Source organism: Paraburkholderia aromaticivorans, assembly GCF_002278075.1.
Lineage (GTDB): Bacteria > Pseudomonadota > Gammaproteobacteria > Burkholderiales > Burkholderiaceae > Paraburkholderia > Paraburkholderia aromaticivorans.
Genome location: NZ_CP022989.1, coordinates 634,456 through 652,848, shown reverse-complemented (window position 1 = coordinate 652,848; position 18,393 = coordinate 634,456). Strand labels below are relative to the sequence as shown.

Here is an 18,393-nt window from a genome sequence, read left to right as displayed (position 1 = left end):
ATGGAAAACCTTAAAGCGTCGGCAGCAATTCCGGCGGGTGCGACTTCAACGTCTGCCGCGCTTCGCGGAACTCCGGAAAAATCGATTCGACGGTTTGCCAGAAGCGCGGGCTGTGATTCATTTCCCGCAGATGCGCGAGTTCGTGGGCAACGACGTAATCGATGATGGAAAGCGGAAAGTGAATCAGCCGCCAGTTCAGGCGAATCTTGCCGTCACTCGAACAACTGCCCCAACGCGTCGCCGCTGAAGAAAGCGCGTACGCGCGGTAGTTCACGCCCAGCTTCTCCGCGTAAATGGCGAGGCGCTCGCCGAACAGGCGCTTTGCTTCGCCCTGCAGCCAGCCTTGCACGCGGTCCTTGATCTGCTGCGGGTCCGCTTGCAGCGGCAGCGGTACTTGCAACGCCGCGTCGTCCGCGTTGAACGCGACCGTGCCTTGCGGCGAGCCGAGCGTCACGCGCACCGGGTGACCCAGATAGGGCACTTCAGCGCCATCTTTCCAGTCGACCTTCGGCAACGCGCGCTGCTCGACGCGCGTCTGCCATTCGATCAGCTTCGTGAAAATCCAGCGCTGCTTTTCGGTGATCGCGGTTTCGATATCGGCGAGCGTGACCCAACGCGGTGCGGTGATGGTCAGCCCCGTGCTGTCGATCGCAAAGCCGATCGAGCGGCGCGCCGAACGCTTGAGGGCGTAATGGAGCGTGCGTGAGCCGATCGCGAGGCTGCGCAGCTTGCTGCCATCCGGTGCGAGCGGCACGGCCGCTTGCTGGCTTTCGGGCGCGCTCTGGAAAGCGCCAGGCGTGGGTGCCGAAGGTGAAGGGGACGACGACGTCGACCCCGGCTCTGCGAAGAGCGGGAGATCGAGCTGCCGGTTATCGAGCGCCGCAGCGGGCTGCGACGTAGGAGACTTCTGCATCGGATTCGGCTTCGCGCAAATACGCCTTCGAGGGCGTGGGCGCGTCAGATTGGTGCCGCGGCGGAACTGCTTTCCGCCGCGCGGTACGCGGTAGGATCGATGCGACGCATTTCAGCTTCGATCCACCGTTCGACGCGCGTGTTCACTTCATCGGGCGTGAGCCCCGTCGTCTCGATCGGCTTGCCGATCGACACTGTGACTATACCCGCATATTTGAGAAACGAGTTGCGCGGCCACACACGTCCTGCGTTGTGTGCGATCGGTACGACCGGCGCGCCGGTGGCTATCGCGAAACGCGCACCGCCGGTTTTGTACTTACCTTGTTTGCCGGTCGGCGTGCGCGTGCCTTCCGGAAACATGATGACCCAGGCGCCTTCCGCCATGCGCGCTTTGCCTTGCTTGATGACCGATTCGAACGCGTACTTGCCTTCCTTGCGATCGATATGAACCATCTTCAGCATGCCGAGCGCCCAGCCGAAGAACGGCACATACAGCAGTTCGCGCTTGAACACATAGCACAGCGGCTTGGGCATGAGCGCCGGAAACGCCAGCGTTTCCCATGCCGATTGATGCTTGGACAGCAGCACGGCGGGACCGTCTGGCAGATTCTCCATGCCCTCGATCCGGTAGCGGATGCCGTTGAGCCAGCGCACCGTATGCAGCGTTGCGCGGCACCAGCCGGCCGCCATCCAGTAGCGGTTGTCGGCGCGCATGAATGGAAATGCGATGAAGCAGGCGGTCGCGTACGGCACCGTGAACAGAACGAAGTAGATCAGCAGAAGCAAAGAACGGATAAAGCGCATCGGCGTGGTCAGTGAGGGATGGGGACGCGCATGGCGCGCGTCACTCTTGAGCGTCGGCGAGGAAGTCGAGCGCGAAGGCACGCAGATCGTCGTGCACGATCGTGCCTTCGGGCAAGCCGCCGGCCGCGAGCGTTTTGCGCCCCTTGCCGGTCAGCACCAGATGAGTCGGATGGCCGAGTGCCGCGCCGGCTTGCAGATCGCGCATGGCGTCGCCGACTACCGGCGTATTTTCAGGATCGACCTCGAAGCGCTCCGTGATCATTTTCAGCATGCCGGGCTTCGGCTTGCGGCACTCGCAATGGTCTTCCGCCGTGTGCGGGCAGAAGAACACCGCGTCGATGCGCCCGCCGACCGCGGCCGCCATGCGATGCATCTTCAGATGCATCGCATTGAGCGCGTTCATGTCGAACAGACCGCGGCCGATGCCCGACTGATTGGTCGCGATCGCCACGCGATAGCCCGCCTGGTTCAGACGCGCGATGGCTTCGAGCGAACCGGGCAGCGCGACCCATTCGTCCGGCGTCTTGATGAACGCGTCGGAGTCGACGTTGATCACGCCGTCGCGGTCGAGGATCACCACTTTTTTGGTCGGCATGGCGCGGGGCTCAGGCGGCGAGTCGGGAAATGTCGGCGACGCAGTTCATCTGCTGATGCAGTGCGCCGAGCAAGGCCAGACGGTTGGCGCGCAACGCCGGATCTTCGGCGTTGACCATCACGTCGTTGAAGAACGTGTCGACCGGTTCGCGCAACGCGGCAAGCGCGGTCAGCGCACCCGTATAGTCGCGCGCGGCCAGTTGCGATTGCACGCGCGGCGCGACCTGTTCGAGTTGCGCATGCAGGGCTTTTTCTGCCGCTTCGACGAGCAGCGCGACCTGTACGCCGCCGGTCGCCGCGTGTTCCGACTTCTTCAGAATGTTCGAGATGCGCTTGTTGGCCGCCGCGAGCGAAGCCGCCTCAGCCAGCGACGCGAATTCGCGCACGGCATCCAGACGCGCGACGATGTCGTCCAGGCGCGTGGGGTTCAGCGCCAGCACCGCGTCGATTTCGCCCGGCGCATAGCCGCGCTCGCGCAGCAGACCGCGCAGGCGGTCCATGCAGAACTCATAGATCGCTTGCGTCGAATCGGCGATGTTCGGCACCGCGGCGAATTGTGCGTAAGCGGTGCGCAGCAGTTCGATCAGATCGACCGGCAGTTGCTTCTCGACGAGAATGCGCAGCACGCCGAGCGCGTGACGGCGCAACGCGAACGGGTCTTTCTCGCCGGTGGGTTGCAGGCCGATGCCCCAGATGCCGACCAGCGTTTCGAGCTTGTCGGCCAGCGCGACGACAGTGCCGGTTGCGGTAGCGGGCAATGCGTCGCCGGAGAAACGCGGCTGATAGTGTTCCGAGCACGCGAGCGCGACTTCTTCCGGCTCGCCGTCGTGGCGCGCGTAGTAGGTGCCCATCGTGCCTTGCAGCTCGGGGAATTCGCCGACCATGTCGGTGATCAGATCGGCCTTGGCCAGACGTGCGGCGCGCCTGGCGAGCGCCACGTCCGCGCCGATCAGTCCGGCAATCGCGCCGGCCAGCGCTTCGACCCGCTCCACGCGTTGCAGTGCCGAGCCCAGCTTGTTGTGATACACGACGTTCGCGAGCAGCGGCACGCGATCGGCGAGCGACTTCTTCTTGTCCTGCTCGAAGAAGAACTTCGCGTCGGCCAGACGCGGACGCACCACGCGCTCATTGCCTTCCACGATATCGCCCGGCGTGGACGTTTCGATATTCGACACGATCAGGAAGCGCGAGCGCAGCTTGCCGTTCGCATCGGTCAGCGCGAAGTATTTCTGGTTGGTCTGCATGGTGAGGATCAGGCATTCCTGCGGCACTTGCAGGAATTCGTCCTCGAAGCGGCAGGCGTAGACCACCGGCCATTCAACCAGCGACGTCACTTCGTCCAGCAGCGATTCCGGCATCACCACCTGGTCGCCGTTTGCTTGCGCGAGCAGATGCGTGCGGATGGTCTCCTTGCGATCGGAGAAATTCGCCACTACGCGGCCTTTGTGCAGCAGCGTCTCGGCGTACGAATCCGCGTGCTGGATCTGCACGAAACCTTCGGAGAGGAAACGATGGCCGAGCGTGGTGTCGTCGGCGTCGATGCCGAGCGCGCTCACTGCCACGATCTGTTCGCCATGCAGCGCGATGAGGCGATGCGCCGGACGCACGAATTGCACGTTGGTGCCGTCCGGACGCTGATACGTCATGACCTTCGGAATGGGCAGCCTGGCCAGCGTTTCGTCGAGCGCGCCTTGCAGGCCTTCGGCGAGCGTGGCGCCGGGCGCAGCATAGCGCAGGAAGAACGCTTCAGCCTTGCCGTCCTGTGCGCGCTCCAGGTCGTTCACCGAGAAATCGGGGAAACCGAGCGCGGCGAGTTTCTTGGCGAGCGGCGCGGTGGGCTGGCCGTCCTTATCCAGCGCGACGGAAACCGGCAGCACTTTTTCGCGCACGTGTCTTTCCGGCGCGACCGCGCGCACGTTCCTGATCGTGACGGCGAGGCGGCGCGGCGTGGCATAACGTTCGAACGACAATTCGCCTTCGACCAGGTCGCGCGCCGCGAGGCGCTGCGCAATGCCTTCCGCGAAGGCGTCGCCGAGACGCGCCAGCGCTTTAGGCGGCAATTCTTCGGTCAGCAGTTCGACGAGCAGGGTAGCTTGATGGGGTTGAGTCATTTCTTGATGTTCTCGTCAGTCCTGGTCGATCTTGCGTTCGACTTTCAGCGGCGGCGCCCATGCGGGCATGGCGGCGTCCTGTTCGTCAGTCGTGAGGCCGGGCACGCCGTGCACCGGATTGCCGAGCATCGGGAATCCGAGCTTCTCGCGCGAATCGTAGTAGGCCTGGGCGACCAGCTTCGACAGCGCGCGAATGCGGCCGATATATGCCGCGCGTTCCGTGACCGAAATGGCGCCGCGCGCGTCGAGCAGGTTGAACGTGTGGCCGGCTTTCAGCACCAGCTCATAGGCGGGCAGCGCGATCTGCGCCTCGATCATGCGTTTGGCTTCGGCTTCGTAACTGTTGAAGATCGAGAACAGCAACTCGACGTTCGCGTGCTCGAAGTTGTAGGCGGACTGTTCGACTTCGTTCTGATGGTAGACGTCGCCATAAGTCAGGCGACGCAGTTCGGGGCCGTTCGGCCCTTGCTCTTCCCACTCCGTCCAGACCAGGTCGTAGACGTTTTCTACCTTCTGCAAATACATGGCGAGGCGCTCGAGGCCATACGTGATTTCGCCGAGCACCGGCTTGCAGTCCAGACCGCCAACCTGCTGGAAGTAGGTGAACTGGGTCACTTCCATGCCGTTCAGCCACACTTCCCAGCCGAGACCCCAGGCGCCGAGGGTGGGGTTTTCCCAGTCGTCTTCGACGAAGCGCACGTCGTTCTGCTTCAGGTCGAAGCCGAGGGCTTCGAGCGAACCGAGGTACAGGTCGAGGATATTTTCCGGCGCCGGCTTGAGCACCACCTGGTACTGGTAGTAGTGCTGCAGACGGTTCGGATTCTCGCCGTAGCGGCCGTCTTTCGGACGGCGCGACGGTTGCACGTACGCCGCGCGCCACGGCTCGGGGCCGATCGCGCGCAGGAAAGTATGGACGTGGGACGTGCCCGCGCCGACTTCCATGTCGATTGGCTGGAGCAACGCGCAACCCTGCTTGTCCCAGTAGGACTGCATTGTCAGGATGATTTGCTGAAACGTGAGCATGAAGTGCCTTTCGGGCATGAGGCCGCGCCGTGAACGCCGAAGCGCGCCGGGGTGGCCGTGGAGCGAAGTGCTAAACCGGAGATTTTAACGGAAAGGGAGGGGGGTGTCCGTTTTGCGGGGTGATGAGGTCGACGGGAGCCGTCGAGTGCCCACTTTTTCATTCGGCCAGGATCTGGGTCCAGTCGGTTGTCCCTGGTTGCTCTTTCAGCACTTCCCCTCGTCTGACCGGAAGGCACGGGTTGCTGTATTTGTCGTTCTCGTTGTCGCTATCGAAATCGGGTGATATCTGACGGGTGCATGCGCGGTTTCCCACATAAGATCTGAATGTTCGTAAGGCCTTGTTGTCGCCACTAAAAGGAAGCCGCGAATTTAGGAATCGTCGGATTTCCCGGTTGCCGTGCCCCTTATAGGGTGCTTGTGCATGAAACAAGCACAACCGATAACCGATGGGGACGACGATGAAAAACAATGGAAGCACCAAGGGAACAGCAGGCGTTGCATTGCGACTGCTGGCGGCGTTCACGCTGCTCATGGGCGCATTTAGCGCAAACGGGGTCGACTGTTTCGCGCTTTATTCGCAATCCGGCGCAACGCCCGGTTCGAGGACCTGCAAGCTTGACGTGGTCAGCAATACGCCAGGCGGTATGGGCAACTACGCTTGCATCAATGACCTTGCTCTGGTCGATCAGTGGTGCAACTCAACCGAAACTCTGCCTGATGATACGTGCCCGGTAGCTGACCCAGTGTTCGCCGCCAGCGGTGCGGTTACATTGGTGGAGGCTGACTTCATCAGCGGCGATGAACTTCCCGTTACGTTCACACGCACATACCGTTCGTCTGTCTTCCTGAAGACGGCAAGTTCTATCGGGTCAATGTGGTTTCATAGTTGGCAACGGCAGTTGAATGTCACGGGGGCGGCGGGCGGTTCCGGCAACATCGTCGCATATCGTGCGAACGGCGAGCCGCTAACGTTTGGCTTGGCGGACGGCGTCTGGCGAACTAAAAGTTTTAGCGGCCTCTTACTTACCCGGAATGCTGCCGGCTGGGCGCTCACCGATCTGGTGACCGAAAACACTGAGACGTATTCCTCTCAAGGCGTTTTGCTATCGGAGGCAACCAAGACAGGGTTTATCAGAGCGTTGAGCTATGACGGTTCAGGTCGACTCGTTGCGATTTCGCAGCACGGCTGAAATACTAAAGCGGACTATGACCTCACCCTTCGTTTCGCATACGACGAGAAAGGCCGCATTGCGCGACTCATTGACCCTGCGGGCCATTTCACGCAGTACCAGTACGACGCAAACAATAATCTCACTTCTGTCATCTGGCCCGATGGAAACGTACGGCAGTACGTGTATGGCGACTCGCGTTTCAAAGGCGCGCTGACTGGCGTCATAGACGAAACCGGCTCTCGCATCGCAACGTGGACATACGATTCACAAGGCAGAGCGATAGCTGTTGGTCATCCCGACACAACAAGGAACGTACAATTTGCCTATGGATCGGGAGCGACCACTGTCACGGATAGCAACGGCGCGAGGACGCTTTCTTTTGCGACAGTAGGTGACAAGGTTCGCCCAACCGGCAGCAGCGGTTCCATAACAGGCGTAACGACGTGGGATGCATCTGGCAGTCTCCTTGGGACTGCCACGCCGTCACGCAACGCAGTCTACGCATATGACGGCATAGGTCGTCCCGTGAAAGCGACGGTGAAGAGCTCCTCTGGTGTCTCGGTCACCTCGGTGCGGTACGCCGATGCAACGAGCCTTCATCCTGCGACAGTCGCCATGCCGGCGCGGTTGCTGTCATTTGTCTATGACAACAACGGCAACGTCACGGGTTACAGCGAGCGCCTGACAAACGATTTGACTGGGGAGGCCGGGTTCGATGCTACGTGGGACGGCCAGCAACAGCGAACCACCGGCGCCCGATACGACCGGTTCAACCGACTGGTTCAGGCGATCACCTATATCAACAACGTCAAGACCGCGGACTGGTGGTATGACTATGATTTCACTGGGAATCTCAACACAGCGCAGAACATCGTTTCCCACTGGCTCTTTGGTGATCAAGATCGGGACGCCGCACACCGTGTCACCCGGCAGACTGGCAACGACCGCGAGGCACGTATCGCATACGACCTCAGAGGTCGCGTCAGCCGGTTCACATATGATGAACAGTCGGTAATTGCAACGGGTCGCAGACGCCGTTTGCTAACTGTCGAGTATGGTTACTCCGCCGACGGCAAGTTGATATCCCGCAACGGGACTATATCGACTGATGGCGGATCAACGGTTGCAATCAGTAGCGAAGACATCGGCAAGTGGCTTGATAACTACCAGGCGGGTCTCGACCCTGTCGGGCCTCCGGCGGCCCTTCCCGGTTTGACGGGATCGCTTTTATCCGATGCGCCTGAGAGCATTGGCACCGTTTGTGCAGAATGTGGGTTCATCCAGGCACGCCCAGCATGGTCGCTATTCCTGCGAAATCTCTATATCAATTCGCAGACTGGAAAGCCTGTCCCGGATAACCCCGTTGAAATTCAGGTCGCAGCGCAAAACCAGTTGCCGTTTCCGGTCCTGACACCAAACCTGTCGCAGCGGAGCGCGCTCTATGCAAAGGTGTTCGCCGGTAGTGCAGCGCAAGGGTCAGGCTACATAAAATGCAAGGACGACTCGAATTGCGATGCCGTGAGGGCGACGTGCCGGGCAAAATGTTCGAATAGTTCATTGCCGACCGGCGATTTCGGATTCAGGTTCTGGAATTGCGTCAATGACTGTGCGGAGCTTAGCGGCTGTCCGAGAATCTAGAGCGCATCTTGCTCCGCATCTGCTTGCCGGGAAGCACGGTACCCGGCTGTGAAGTGCGAGCCGAATGAATCCGAAGGAGTGAAAAAGTATGTTTCAAGATAAAGCAGTGGCACTGGAAGTGAGCAAGCGAATGTTGAAGATAAACGGTTCACTAGACGAGACGATCGCCTTTGTTCAGGCACACTGCTCGAATGAAGAGCTTGAAGATTTCAAACATGCTATGGGAGAGGTCATGTACATGGTGTTCGAAAAGGTACTCATCCCCGTATACAAGCGGCACCCGGAACTCATTCCTGAGGGGCAACGGGTAAGCGGAATTACCGACTGAGATATGGAAGGCGTGGTGAGGGGCGATGAGATCCCTTTGCGCCCGGAGCAATGCAGGTCCCTCCGTTACGATGGGAGCGCGCGCTGGACCGACAAGCTGCCCGGCTAAAAGGATGACGAGACGTCCTGGTCCCCGAAGGGGCCAGGATCGAATTGAGACAGGCCGGTCAATACGATCCCGCCAGCCGCCGGAGAACGTCGGTTGGCGCAGAAAAGACCGTGCAAATATATGGTTCGCTAAAGTGCCCGTATGGAGATATGGGGCGAATTCTCAAGCGGAATCACGTCGCCGCCAACTCCACCTTCGGCGAGAACGAATCGCTTTGCGCCACCGGCCAGTACTTCTCGAACAGCGAGTAGCGATAATTGCCGTTGAGCAGATCGTTCGGATCGAGATACTTCAGCAGCTCCGACATCAACTGCACCTCATGCGACGACACGCGCCGCACGATGTGATGCGCGCGCAGTTCCGCCGGATGCTTCAATCCCGCGGCCTGAATGATTTCCTTCAGCGCATGCAGCGTGTTGTGATGGAAATTGAAGACGCGGTCTGCCTTGTCGGGAACCACCAGGGCGCGCTGGCGCACCGGGTCCTGCGTCGCGACGCCGGTCGGGCAGCGCCCGGTGTGGCAGGTCTGCGCCTGAATGCAGCCCACCGCGAACATGAAGCCGCGCGCCGCGTTGACCCAGTCCGCGCCGATAGCGAGCGTTTTGGTGATGTCGAACGCGGTGATCATCTTGCCGCTCGCGCCAATGCGAATACGTTGCCGCAAGCCGATGCCCACCAGCGTGTTGTGCACCAGCAGCAGGCCTTCCTGCAACGGCACGCCGACGTGATCCGTGAACTCCAGCGGCGCCGCGCCCGTGCCGCCTTCCGCGCCGTCCACCACGATAAAGTCAGGCAGGATGCCCGTTTCCAGCATCGCCTTTGCAATGCCGAAAAATTCCCACGGGTGCCCGATACACAGCTTGAACCCGGTCGGCTTGCCACCCGATAGCGTGCGCAGACGGTCGACGAATTCGAGCAGGCCGCGCGGCGTGGAGAACTCCGAGTGCGTGGCGGGCGAGATGCAGTCGCGCCCCATCGGCACGCCGCGCGTCTCGGCGATTTCCGGCGTGATCTTGGCGGCCGGCAGGACACCGCCGTGACCCGGCTTCGCGCCTTGCGAGAGCTTCACTTCGATCATCTTCACTTGCGGCTCGGCGGCCTGCTTCGCGAACTTCTCCGCGCTGAAGGTGCCGTCTTCGTTGCGGCAGCCGAAGTAGCCCGAGGCGATTTCCCAGATGATGTCGCCGCCGTGCTCGCGGTGATACTTCGACATCGAGCCTTCGCCGGTGTCGTGCGCGAAGTTGCCTTTTTTCGCGCCGAGGTTCAGCGCCATGATCGCGTTCGCCGACAGCGAGCCGAAGCTCATTGCCGAGACGTTGAAGATCGACATCGAATAAGGCTGCGCGCGATCCGGTCCGACGACGATGCGGAAGTCGTGACTATCGAGCCTGGTCGGCGCGAGCGAGTGGCTGATCCATTCGTGCGCAACGGCCTTGACGTCGAGCTCCGTGCCGTACGGGCGGCTGTCGACGTCGTTCTTCGCGCGCTGATAGACGATGCTGCGCTGGGCGCGCGAGAACGGTTTTTCGTCGGTATCGCCTTCAACGAAATACTGGCGGATTTCCGGCCGGATGAATTCGAACAGGAACCGGAAGTGGCCCCACAGCGGATAGTTGCGCAGGATCGCGTGACGCTGCTGTGTCAGGTCGAACAGCCCGAGCGCGACGAGCGCGAGCGGCACGATGATCCAGAACCACGAGATGTGATGCGTGGCGGCGAACGCCGCACAGACCGCGAACAGCGCGGCCGCGCACCACATGGCGAGATAACGTCGAGAAAACATGGGGACTCCGGTGCAGTGAGGATCGTCACGGCGGGATCGCCAGCGCGGCCGGCGCAGGCGGAATCCGTCGTGGAGGAAATCGGGCGACTGCTTGTCATGGTGAAGCGGGCTGCCGTTTGAAGCGCGAACGCATGGATGCCGCGAGCAGGTTCAGACGTGAGCATGCGGCGCGTACGGCGCCGCGCGGCATGGTTCAACGAATGAATGCATGGGTCAACGGGCGCTCAGCAGCGCGGCTTTTTGCGGCTGGCGTGCCACCGGCTGGCCGGTTACCGCATGTTCGATAATGCCGCCGCCCAGACACACGTCGCCATCGTAGAGCACCGCGGATTGCCCTGGTGTGACAGCCCATTGGGCCGTGTCGAAATTCAGCTCGAAGAGGCCTTCGCCGGCCCCCGCCGAACTGAACGTGCACGGCGCATCCGCTTGCCGGTAACGGGTTTTCGCCCCGCACGCGAAGCCGTCGGCCGGCGGCTCGCCCGCCACCCAGCTCGTGTTGCCCGCGGACAGCGTATGGCTGAGCAGCCACGGATGATCGTGGCCTTGCGCGACGTACAGCGTGTTCGACGGGATGTCTTTGCCGGCCACGAACCACGGCTCGCCGCTGCCGTCCTTGCTGCCGCCCAGACCGATGCCCTTGCGCTGGCCGAATGTATAGAACGCGAGGCCGATGTGTTCGCCGACCACCTTGCCCTCGGTGGTCTTCATCGGGCCGGGCCTGGTCGGCAGGTAGCGGTTCAGGAAGTCGCGGAACGGCCGTTCGCCGATAAAGCAGATGCCGGTCGAATCCTTCTTTTTCGCATTGGGCAGCGCGATCTGTTCGGCGATCTCGCGCACCTTGGTTTTTGGAATCTCGCCCAGCGGAAACAGGGTTTTCGACAACTGCGCCTGATTCAGCCGGTGCAGGAAGTACGACTGATCTTTCGTATGGTCGAATGCCTTCAGCAGTTCGAAGCGGCCGTTGTTCTCGCGCACGCGCGCGTAGTGGCCGGTCGCGATGGTTTCCGCGCCGAGCGACATGGCGTGATCGAGGAACGCCTTGAACTTGATTTCGGCGTTGCACAGCACGTCCGGATTCGGCGTGCGGCCGGCCGAGTATTCGCGCAGGAATTCGGCGAACACGCGGTCCTTGTATTCGGAGGCGAAGTTGACCGCTTCCACGTCGATGCCGATCAGGTCCGCCACCGAGACCACGTCGATCCAGTCCTGCCGCGTCGAGCAGTACTCGCTGTCGTCATCGTCTTCCCAGTTTTTCATGAACAGGCCGACCACGTCGTAACCCTGTTCCTTCAGCAGCCACGCGGTAACCGACGAATCGACGCCGCCCGACATGCCTACTACGACTTTCTGCTTGCTCATAAGGTGCTCACTGGGTGCTGCATGACTTCATGGATCGTGGGTCGCCGCTCGTGACGGCTGCCGCGATAATTACCGTTTTTGCCCGACCGAATGCGTGTGCACGAAGTCGAGCGGGAAACGCCGGCCCGCGAGGTAGTCGTCGAGACATCGCATGACGAGCGGCGTGCGGTGCCGCTCGGGACAGGCGCGCAATTCGTCAGCGCTCATCCACAACGTGCGGACGATGTCGGGGTCGAGCGCGCGCTTCGTGTCGGGCTCGCCGCCCGCGCCGCAATAGGTGAAGCGCAGGTAGGTGACACCTCCGCTCATGCCTTCGTTGCCAGGCCCGCCGCCGGCCCGCTCGAAGTGGGTCATATACATGCCCACCAGCGCCTCGGGCGTGAACGGATGGGCGGTTTCCTCGAGCGTTTCGCGGATCACCGCTTCGACCAGCGTTTCGCCCGCTTCAAGATGGCCGGCGGGTTGATTCAGGCGCAGGCCGTCGGCGGTATGTTCCTCGACCACGAGAAAACGCCCGTCACGCTCGACGATGGCCGCGACGGTGACGTGCGGCAGCCAGGTTTCCGGTTTCATGGGTGCGCATTTTACCGTTTATGGGCTGCGCCTGCCGGGAAGCGGGCCGGGAAGCGGGCCAGGAAGCGGGCCATGAAGCGGGCCGGGCGCGGCGGCCGGTCTTGCCCGTCCGCGGCCCGCCACGACGCGGCCTGCATCCGCCAAGGGCCCCCGCATTGTCCCCGATTTCGACGCGGCGCCCGTTTCGGTTAAAGTGAGGCGTTAGCCGTTGCACTTGCAAGCCGGCGTGCCTCGTCGGCGGATCTGTCGTAAAACAGGAAGTCGAGGAGGAACAACGATGCACATCGGAGTGCCAGCCGAGACGCGCGCGCACGAAACCCGCGTCGCCGCGACGCCCGAAACGGTCAAGAAGTATGTGAGCCAGGGCCACCGGGTCACGATCCAGAGCGGCGCCGGCACCGGCGCGAGCTTTCCAGACGATGCCTTTACGGCCGCCGGCGCGGAAATCGTCGACGCGGCGACCGCTTTCGGCGCCGACCTCGTCCTCAAGGTCCAGTCGCCGACCGACGCCGAACTGCCGCTTCTGAAGCGCGGCGCGACGCTGGCCGGCATGCTCGATCCGTTTAATACCGAAAACTCATCAAAGCTCGCGGCCGCGGGCATTACTGCGTTCGCGCTCGAAGCCGCGCCGCGTACCACGCGCGCGCAGAGCCTCGACGTGTTGAGCTCGCAGGCGAACATTGCCGGGTACAAGGCGGTGTTGCTGGCGGCCACGCTGTACCCGCGCTTCATGCCGATGCTGATGACCGCCGCGGGCACCGTGAAAGCGGCGCGCGTGCTGATTCTCGGCGCGGGCGTGGCCGGTTTGCAGGCGATCGCGACCGCCAAGCGTCTAGGCGCCGTGATCGAAGCGTCGGACGTGCGTCCAGCGGTGAAGGAGCAGATCGAATCGCTCGGCGCCAAGTTTCTCGATGTGCCTTACGAAACCGATGAGGAGCGCGAAGCCGCACAAGGCGTCGGCGGCTACGCGCGGCCGATGCCGCCATCGTGGCTCACGCGTCAGTCGGCACTGGTCCACGAGCGCGCCAAACAGGCCGACGTGGTGATCTCCACCGCGCTGATTCCGGGCCGCGCCGCCCCGACGCTGATCTCGGTCGACACCGTCCAGGCGATGAAACCGGGCTCCGTGCTGGTGGACCTCGCGGCCGGACGCGGCGCCGAGTATGAAGGCCGGCGCGGCGGCAACTGTCCGCTCACCGAAGCGGACCAGGTGGTGATCAGGCACGGCGTGACGATCGTCGGCTATACGAATCTGGCCTCGATGGTGCCCGCCGACGCGTCCTCGCTCTACGCGCGCAACCTGCTCGACTTCCTCAAGCTGATCATCACGAAGGAAGGCGCCCTGAACATCGATCTCGCGGACGACATCGTCGCGGCCACGCTGCTGGCCCGCGACGGTGAAGTCACGCGCAAGGCCTAAAGGAGAACGGCGATGGAAGTCATCAACCACACCGTCATCAATCTCATCATCTTCGTGCTGGCGATCTACGTCGGCTACCACGTGGTCTGGAACGTCACGCCCGCGCTGCACACGCCGCTGATGGCCGTGACCAATGCGATCTCGGCGATCGTGATCGTCGGCGCGATGCTCGCCGCAGGCCTCACTTTGGGCGCGCCCGGCAAGTTCTTCGGCACGCTCGCCGTCGCGCTCGCGGCGGTGAACGTGTTCGGCGGATTCCTCGTGACGAGGCGAATGCTGGAGATGTTCCGCAAGAAAGAGCCGAAGAAGCTGATCGCAGATAAGACGGCCAAGGAGAACGCGTAATGAGTCTGAACGTCGTCACGCTGCTTTACCTGGTCGCTTCGGTCTGCTTCATTCAGGCGCTCAAGGGGTTGTCCAATCCGAAGACCGCGCGCATCGGCAATACCTTCGGCATGGCCGGGATGGCGATCGCGATCCTCACCACCATCGCGCTGATCGTCAAGCAGGCTAACGGGCTCGGCTCGAATCTCGGTCTGGGTCTCGGTCTGCTGCTGGTCGCGCTGGTGATCGGCGGCGCGGTCGGCGCGTTCGTCGCCGCGCGCGTCGAGATGACCAAGATGCCGGAACTGGTCGCGGCCATGCACTCGCTGATCGGTCTGGCCGCCGTGTGTATCGCGTATGCGGTGGTCTCGGAGCCGTCCGCGTTCGGTCTGGTCGATCCGGAGAACACCGCGCCGGGCTTCCTGCCGTATGGCAATCGCGTCGAGCTGTTCATCGGCACGTTCGTCGGCGCGATCACGTTCTCCGGTTCGGTGATCGCGTTCGGCAAGCTGTCGGGCAAGTACAAGTTCCGGCTGTTCCAGGGCGCGCCGGTCGTGTACGCCGGGCAGCATCTGATCAACCTGCTGCTCGCGCTCGCGATGCTCGGCTTCGGCGTGATCTTCTTTCTCACGCAATCGTGGCTGCCGTTCATCATCATGACGCTGATCGCGTTCGTGCTCGGCGTGCTGATCATCATCCCGATCGGCGGCGCGGACATGCCGGTGGTGGTGTCGATGCTGAACTCGTATTCGGGCTGGGCGGCGGCGGGCATCGGCTTCTCGCTGAACAATCCGATGCTGATTATCGCGGGCTCGCTGGTCGGCTCGTCCGGCGCGATTCTGTCGTACATCATGTGCCGGGCGATGAACCGTTCGTTCTTCAACGTGATTCTCGGCGGCTTCGGTAACGAGCCGGGCGCGGCGGCGGCGGGCGGCTCGGCCGAGCAGCGTCCGGTCAAATCCGGTTCGGCCGACGACGCGGCCTTCATGCTCGGCAATGCCGAAACCGTGGTGATCGTGCCGGGTTACGGGCTGGCCGTGGCGCGCGCGCAGCATGCGCTGAAGGAGCTGACCGACAAGCTGGTGGAGAAGGGCATCGAGGTTAAGTACGCGATTCACCCGGTGGCCGGCCGGATGCCGGGCCACATGAACGTGCTGCTCGCCGAAGCCGAAGTTGCCTACGACATGGTCTACGAAATGGACGACATCAACGGCGAATTCGGGCAGGTCGACGTGGTGCTGGTGCTCGGCGCGAACGACGTGGTGAATCCGGCCGCGAAGAACGATCCGAAGTCGCCGATCGCGGGCATGCCGATCATCGAGGCATATAAAGCGCGCACGGTGATCGTCAACAAGCGTTCGATGGCGGCGGGCTATGCCGGGCTCGACAACGACCTGTTCTACATGGACAAGACGATGATGGTGTTCGGCGACGCGAAGAAGGTGATCGAAGACATGGTGAAGGCGGTCGAGTAAACCTGTCTGTCACGAGATCGCGGTTTGCCTCGCCACGGCAAGCCGCGATCGTCACTTCGGCTTCGCATTCACATGCCGCAACAGGTCTGCGAGCCGCCTGCCTTCCTGATCCGGATACGGTTCGAGCACCTGAAGATTCTGGATCTTCTCCAGTCCGAAATTGCGGAAGTCGCTCCGCAATTCACACCATGCGCCAAGCGTCCAGCGCGCGCCCCAATAGGCGAGCGCAAGCGGCCAGACCCGGCGCTCGGTCGCCGCGCCGTTCACGTCGACATACGCGAAGCTCACTACATGCCGTGTGTCGATCGCGCGATGCAGCGCGTCGAGTTGCGCGGAAAAATCCCCCTTGATGTGAAACGACGGCGCGAAGACCGCCAGCCTTTCCAGCGTCGCGCGCTTGTCGGCGGGCATGGCCGAGGCGATTTTGGCGAGCGCGCCGCGCGCGCCGCCCGCAAAGCCGGCGCCGCCCCACGATTCGAGCATGCGTGCGCCCGCGGCGAGCGCGGCCAGTTCGTCAGCGGTGAACGTGAGCGGCGGCAAGCTCGCCGTGCGGCTCAACCGGTAGCCGATGCCGGCTTCGCCTTCGATCGGCACCCCTGACAGTTGCAGGTCGCGCACATCGCGATAGACCGTGCGCAGCGAAATATTGAGCCAGTCGGCGAGTTGCTGCGCGGTGGTCAGGCGCCGTCCGCGCAGCAGTTCGGCGATCTGGAACAGGCGGTCGGCACGGCGCGTCATCGTGGGCGTTGTGTTGAAGAGGACAGGGACAGTCCCGCGATGATAGCGCCGCATGCCGCGCTCCGGTCAGCGCGCGTGCGCGGCGCTTGCTGGCCGCCGCGCACGCGCGTCGTGGCGCTTAAGCGTTGGTCCGCGAGTGCAGGCCGAGGCGATTGCCTTCGGTATCGGTAAAGAACGCGATATAGCCGATATCCTGCGGCAGCTTGATCACCGGGCCGTCGGTTTTGCCGCCGGCTTTCTCGATGCGCGCGAGGGTGGCGTCCACCGTCGGTTGCGCGTTCAGGTAGACCAGCACGCCGTCGCCGGTCGGCGTCGTCGACGGGCTGTGGACGATCGCGCCGCCGGTGGCCGGTTCTTCGTAGGCGAACACGGCGATCGGCTGGCCGCCGATGTCCTGCACGTTCAGTTTGACGTCGAGCGCGGTTTCGTAGAAACGCACGGCGCGATCGAAATCGACGGACGGAATCTCGAACCAGGCAACAACTTTGGATGCTGCGGACATGTCACTCTCCTGTGTAGGGCGGGTAAGCCGTGCAAAGCGCCGGATGGCGTGAGAAGGAGTGTGCGGGGGTGCTACTGACAGCGTGGTGTCAGTAGGAAGTGGCAGGAGCGATGAAAGCAGCGAGCGGCCGAACAAGGCCGCAGGCCAAAAAAAACCGCGAGGCCGGTTCGCGGCTCGCGGTTTTTATCGTCTCGCAGCGGTGCAGGAAACGGTATGTCTCAAGCCGCCGGCGTATCGGTTTGCGGCCGCTGCCGCACGCTGCCCGCGATCAGGTCGAAGCGGAACAGCCGGCATTCGAGCGCGCCGTTAAAGAGCGGCGTCTTGGTCGATTCACGCAGGCGCAACTGGCCCGGCAGCTTGCGGTCCGACGTCAGGATGAACGCATGCCAGCCGGTGAAGCGTTGCTTGAGCGCGTCGCCGAGCGACTGGAAGAATTCGCTGTCCGGCGTTTCTTCCTGGGCGCGGCGAAAGCCGTCGTCTTCACGGTTGTCGCGATTGCCGCGGCCCTCGCGAAGTTCGCCGCGCGCATTGCGTCCGCGCACTTCGATCCGTTCGCCATAGGGCGGGTTGGCCACGAGAATGCCCGGGGCGGACGTGGGCGGCGTCATGTTGCGCGCGTCGATCTGCTTGAGCGGAATCGACGGCAAGCCGGCACGCTGGAAGTTGGCGCGCGCCTTGTCGAGCATGTCGCCGGAAATATCGCTGCCGAAGATTTGCAGATCGGCGCGCGAACTGCGTGCGGCGTGCTTTGCGTCGAGCGCAGCGGCCTTCAGCGTTTGCCAGGTCTTGGCTTCGTATTGCTTGAGTTTTTCGAAGCCGAAGCGGCGTTCCGCGCCCGGCGCGATATTCAGCGCGACCTGCGCGGCTTCGGCGAGGAACGTGCCGCTGCCGCACATGGGGTCGTACAGGGGCGTGCCGGCGGTCCAGCCGGTCAGACGCAGAATGCCCGCGGCCAGATTCTCGCGCAGCGGCGCCGCGCCCTTGTCGAGACGCCAGCCGCGCTTGAAGAGCGGGTCGCCCGAGGTGTCGAGATACAGCGTGCAGTCGGTGGCGGTGAGAAACGCGAACACGCGCACGTCCGGCATGGCGGTATCGATGCTCGGACGCGCGCCGCTGACTTCGCGCAGACGGTCGCAGATCGCGTCTTTCACGCGCAGCGTGGTGAATTCCAGGCTGCGCAGCGGCGACTTGATCGCGGTGACGTCCACCCGCAGCGTTTCGTTCGCCGAGAACCATTGCTCCCAGCGCTGTTCGACCGCGAGCGCGTAAATATCCTGCTCGCTGCGATACGGACGATGCGCGATTTTCAGCAGCACGCGGCTCGCGAGGCGCGAATACAGGTTGGCGGCCATGCCGGCAGCCCAGCCTCCGCGGAAATGCACGCCGCCCGGCACTTGTGCGCCGGCCGTGAACGGCGCGCCGTTCAGGTGCTGGGCGGCAATTTCGGCGAGTTCAGCCGCAAGCGAAGCTTCAAGGCCGCGCGGGCAAGGGAGGAAGAAATCGAAGGACATTGAGGTTGCCGGAAGGCG

The 18,393-nt window shown here is 62.9% G+C and carries 17 protein-coding genes and 1 pseudogene; 7 read left to right on the top strand and 11 right to left on the bottom strand.

What is annotated here, in order from left to right; genetic code table 11:
- Positions 1–10: 10 nt before the first annotated feature.
- The 5 genes from CJU94_RS02845 to glyQ are packed head-to-tail and all read right to left on the bottom strand — an operon-like array spanning position 11 to position 5,444.
- A complete protein-coding gene (locus tag CJU94_RS02845) occupies positions 11–913 on the bottom strand; it encodes a M48 family metallopeptidase (protein WP_095417467.1) in 903 nt (300 codons plus the stop codon).
- A 44-nt stretch (positions 914–957) separates the two neighbouring features.
- Positions 958–1,716 (bottom strand): lysophospholipid acyltransferase family protein, encoded by a 759-nt coding sequence (locus CJU94_RS02840; protein ID WP_095417466.1) that lies wholly within the window; start codon positions 1,714–1,716, stop codon positions 958–960.
- Between the two features lie 40 nt (positions 1,717–1,756).
- Positions 1,757–2,311: a D-glycero-beta-D-manno-heptose 1,7-bisphosphate 7-phosphatase gene (gene gmhB / locus CJU94_RS02835; protein WP_095417465.1), complete on the bottom strand. Its 555-nt coding sequence runs from the start codon at positions 2,309–2,311 to the stop codon at positions 1,757–1,759.
- A gap of 10 nt (positions 2,312–2,321) precedes the next feature.
- Entirely contained in the window at positions 2,322–4,421 is a 2,100-nt protein-coding gene (gene glyS, locus CJU94_RS02830) for a glycine--tRNA ligase subunit beta (RefSeq protein ID WP_095417464.1), read from the bottom strand.
- Between the two features lie 15 nt (positions 4,422–4,436).
- Positions 4,437–5,444, bottom strand: a complete 1,008-nt coding sequence (gene glyQ, locus CJU94_RS02825) for a glycine--tRNA ligase subunit alpha (protein WP_011486812.1) — start codon at positions 5,442–5,444, stop codon at positions 4,437–4,439.
- Positions 5,445–5,902: 458 nt separating this feature from the next.
- Here glyQ and CJU94_RS02820 point away from each other — a divergent pair, with 458 nt between their 5' ends.
- The 4 genes and pseudogenes from CJU94_RS02820 to CJU94_RS02810 all read left to right on the top strand — a co-directional run bounded on the left by CJU94_RS02820 (position 5,903) and on the right by CJU94_RS02810 (position 8,582).
- On the top strand, positions 5,903–6,634 hold the full coding sequence (locus CJU94_RS02820) for a DUF6531 domain-containing protein (RefSeq protein ID WP_157763712.1): 732 nt from the start codon (positions 5,903–5,905) through the stop codon (positions 6,632–6,634).
- Positions 6,635–6,691: 57 nt separating this feature from the next.
- Positions 6,692–6,847: pseudogene (locus tag CJU94_RS42685) on the top strand (DUF6531 domain-containing protein); the annotation flags it as partial.
- 294 nt (positions 6,848–7,141) lie between these two features.
- Positions 7,142–8,254 (top strand): hypothetical protein, encoded by a 1,113-nt coding sequence (locus tag CJU94_RS02815; RefSeq protein WP_244220910.1) that lies wholly within the window; start codon positions 7,142–7,144, stop codon positions 8,252–8,254.
- Positions 8,255–8,342: 88 nt separating this feature from the next.
- Positions 8,343–8,582, top strand: a complete 240-nt coding sequence (locus CJU94_RS02810) for a hypothetical protein (protein ID WP_095417462.1) — start codon at positions 8,343–8,345, stop codon at positions 8,580–8,582.
- Between the two features lie 280 nt (positions 8,583–8,862).
- Here CJU94_RS02810 and CJU94_RS02805 read toward each other — a convergent pair whose 3' ends face one another.
- The 3 genes from CJU94_RS02805 to CJU94_RS02795 all read right to left on the bottom strand — a co-directional run bounded on the left by CJU94_RS02805 (position 8,863) and on the right by CJU94_RS02795 (position 12,405).
- Complete coding sequence (locus CJU94_RS02805; RefSeq protein ID WP_007179306.1) at positions 8,863–10,473, bottom strand: FMN-binding glutamate synthase family protein; 1,611 nt, start codon at positions 10,471–10,473, stop codon at positions 8,863–8,865.
- A 213-nt stretch (positions 10,474–10,686) separates the two neighbouring features.
- Positions 10,687–11,832 (bottom strand): tRNA 2-thiouridine(34) synthase MnmA, encoded by a 1,146-nt coding sequence (gene mnmA, locus CJU94_RS02800; RefSeq protein ID WP_095417461.1) that lies wholly within the window; start codon positions 11,830–11,832, stop codon positions 10,687–10,689.
- A gap of 69 nt (positions 11,833–11,901) precedes the next feature.
- Positions 11,902–12,405, bottom strand: a complete 504-nt coding sequence (locus CJU94_RS02795) for an NUDIX hydrolase (protein ID WP_095417460.1) — start codon at positions 12,403–12,405, stop codon at positions 11,902–11,904.
- 277 nt (positions 12,406–12,682) lie between these two features.
- On the opposite strand from CJU94_RS02795, the gene CJU94_RS02790 reads away from it, so the two are divergent.
- From CJU94_RS02790 to CJU94_RS02780, 3 genes are read left to right on the top strand one after another with little or no spacing between them, the layout of a single operon-like run.
- The gene (locus tag CJU94_RS02790; protein ID WP_095417459.1) at positions 12,683–13,825 is read left to right on the top strand and encodes a Re/Si-specific NAD(P)(+) transhydrogenase subunit alpha; all 1,143 of its coding nucleotides are present in this window, start codon (positions 12,683–12,685) and stop codon (positions 13,823–13,825) included.
- A gap of 12 nt (positions 13,826–13,837) precedes the next feature.
- Positions 13,838–14,170: an NAD(P) transhydrogenase subunit alpha part 2 gene (locus CJU94_RS02785; protein WP_007179302.1), complete on the top strand. Its 333-nt coding sequence runs from the start codon at positions 13,838–13,840 to the stop codon at positions 14,168–14,170.
- Positions 14,170–15,624, top strand: coding sequence for an NAD(P)(+) transhydrogenase (Re/Si-specific) subunit beta (locus CJU94_RS02780; RefSeq protein WP_095417458.1), 1,455 nt, complete (start codon positions 14,170–14,172; stop codon positions 15,622–15,624). Before CJU94_RS02785 ends, CJU94_RS02780 begins: the two co-directional genes overlap by 1 nt.
- A 51-nt stretch (positions 15,625–15,675) precedes the next feature.
- Here CJU94_RS02780 and CJU94_RS02775 read toward each other — a convergent pair whose 3' ends face one another.
- The 3 genes from CJU94_RS02775 to CJU94_RS02765 all read right to left on the bottom strand — a co-directional run bounded on the left by CJU94_RS02775 (position 15,676) and on the right by CJU94_RS02765 (position 18,375).
- Positions 15,676–16,416, bottom strand: a complete 741-nt coding sequence (locus CJU94_RS02775; protein ID WP_095417457.1) for a helix-turn-helix transcriptional regulator — start codon at positions 16,414–16,416, stop codon at positions 15,676–15,678.
- A 64-nt stretch (positions 16,417–16,480) separates the two neighbouring features.
- Positions 16,481–16,864: a VOC family protein gene (locus CJU94_RS02770; RefSeq protein ID WP_095417456.1), complete on the bottom strand. Its 384-nt coding sequence runs from the start codon at positions 16,862–16,864 to the stop codon at positions 16,481–16,483.
- A 218-nt stretch (positions 16,865–17,082) separates the two neighbouring features.
- The gene (locus CJU94_RS02765) at positions 17,083–18,375 is read right to left on the bottom strand and encodes a THUMP domain-containing class I SAM-dependent RNA methyltransferase (protein ID WP_095417455.1); all 1,293 of its coding nucleotides are present in this window, start codon (positions 18,373–18,375) and stop codon (positions 17,083–17,085) included.
- Between the last annotated feature and the right edge of the window lie 18 nt (positions 18,376–18,393).

Coding starts and splice junctions, on each gene's coding strand:
- CJU94_RS02845 (WP_095417467.1), bottom strand. CDS start 913: ATGCAGAAGTCTCCTACGTCGCAGCCCGCTGCGGCGCTCGATAACCGG.
- CJU94_RS02840 (WP_095417466.1), bottom strand. CDS start 1,716: ATGCGCTTTATCCGTTCTTTGCTTCTGCTGATCTACTTCGTTCTGTTC.
- gmhB (WP_095417465.1), bottom strand. CDS start 2,311: ATGCCGACCAAAAAAGTGGTGATCCTCGACCGCGACGGCGTGATCAAC.
- glyS (WP_095417464.1), bottom strand. CDS start 4,421: ATGACTCAACCCCATCAAGCTACCCTGCTCGTCGAACTGCTGACCGAA.
- glyQ (WP_011486812.1), bottom strand. CDS start 5,444: ATGCTCACGTTTCAGCAAATCATCCTGACAATGCAGTCCTACTGGGAC.
- CJU94_RS02820 (WP_157763712.1), top strand. CDS start 5,903: ATGAAAAACAATGGAAGCACCAAGGGAACAGCAGGCGTTGCATTGCGA.
- CJU94_RS02810 (WP_095417462.1), top strand. CDS start 8,343: ATGTTTCAAGATAAAGCAGTGGCACTGGAAGTGAGCAAGCGAATGTTG.
- CJU94_RS02805 (WP_007179306.1), bottom strand. CDS start 10,473: ATGTTTTCTCGACGTTATCTCGCCATGTGGTGCGCGGCCGCGCTGTTC.
- mnmA (WP_095417461.1), bottom strand. CDS start 11,832: ATGAGCAAGCAGAAAGTCGTAGTAGGCATGTCGGGCGGCGTCGATTCG.
- CJU94_RS02795 (WP_095417460.1), bottom strand. CDS start 12,405: ATGAAACCGGAAACCTGGCTGCCGCACGTCACCGTCGCGGCCATCGTC.
- CJU94_RS02790 (WP_095417459.1), top strand. CDS start 12,683: ATGCACATCGGAGTGCCAGCCGAGACGCGCGCGCACGAAACCCGCGTC.
- CJU94_RS02785 (WP_007179302.1), top strand. CDS start 13,838: ATGGAAGTCATCAACCACACCGTCATCAATCTCATCATCTTCGTGCTG.
- CJU94_RS02780 (WP_095417458.1), top strand. CDS start 14,170: ATGAGTCTGAACGTCGTCACGCTGCTTTACCTGGTCGCTTCGGTCTGC.
- CJU94_RS02775 (WP_095417457.1), bottom strand. CDS start 16,416: ATGCGGCGCTATCATCGCGGGACTGTCCCTGTCCTCTTCAACACAACG.
- CJU94_RS02770 (WP_095417456.1), bottom strand. CDS start 16,864: ATGTCCGCAGCATCCAAAGTTGTTGCCTGGTTCGAGATTCCGTCCGTC.
- CJU94_RS02765 (WP_095417455.1), bottom strand. CDS start 18,375: ATGTCCTTCGATTTCTTCCTCCCTTGCCCGCGCGGCCTTGAAGCTTCG.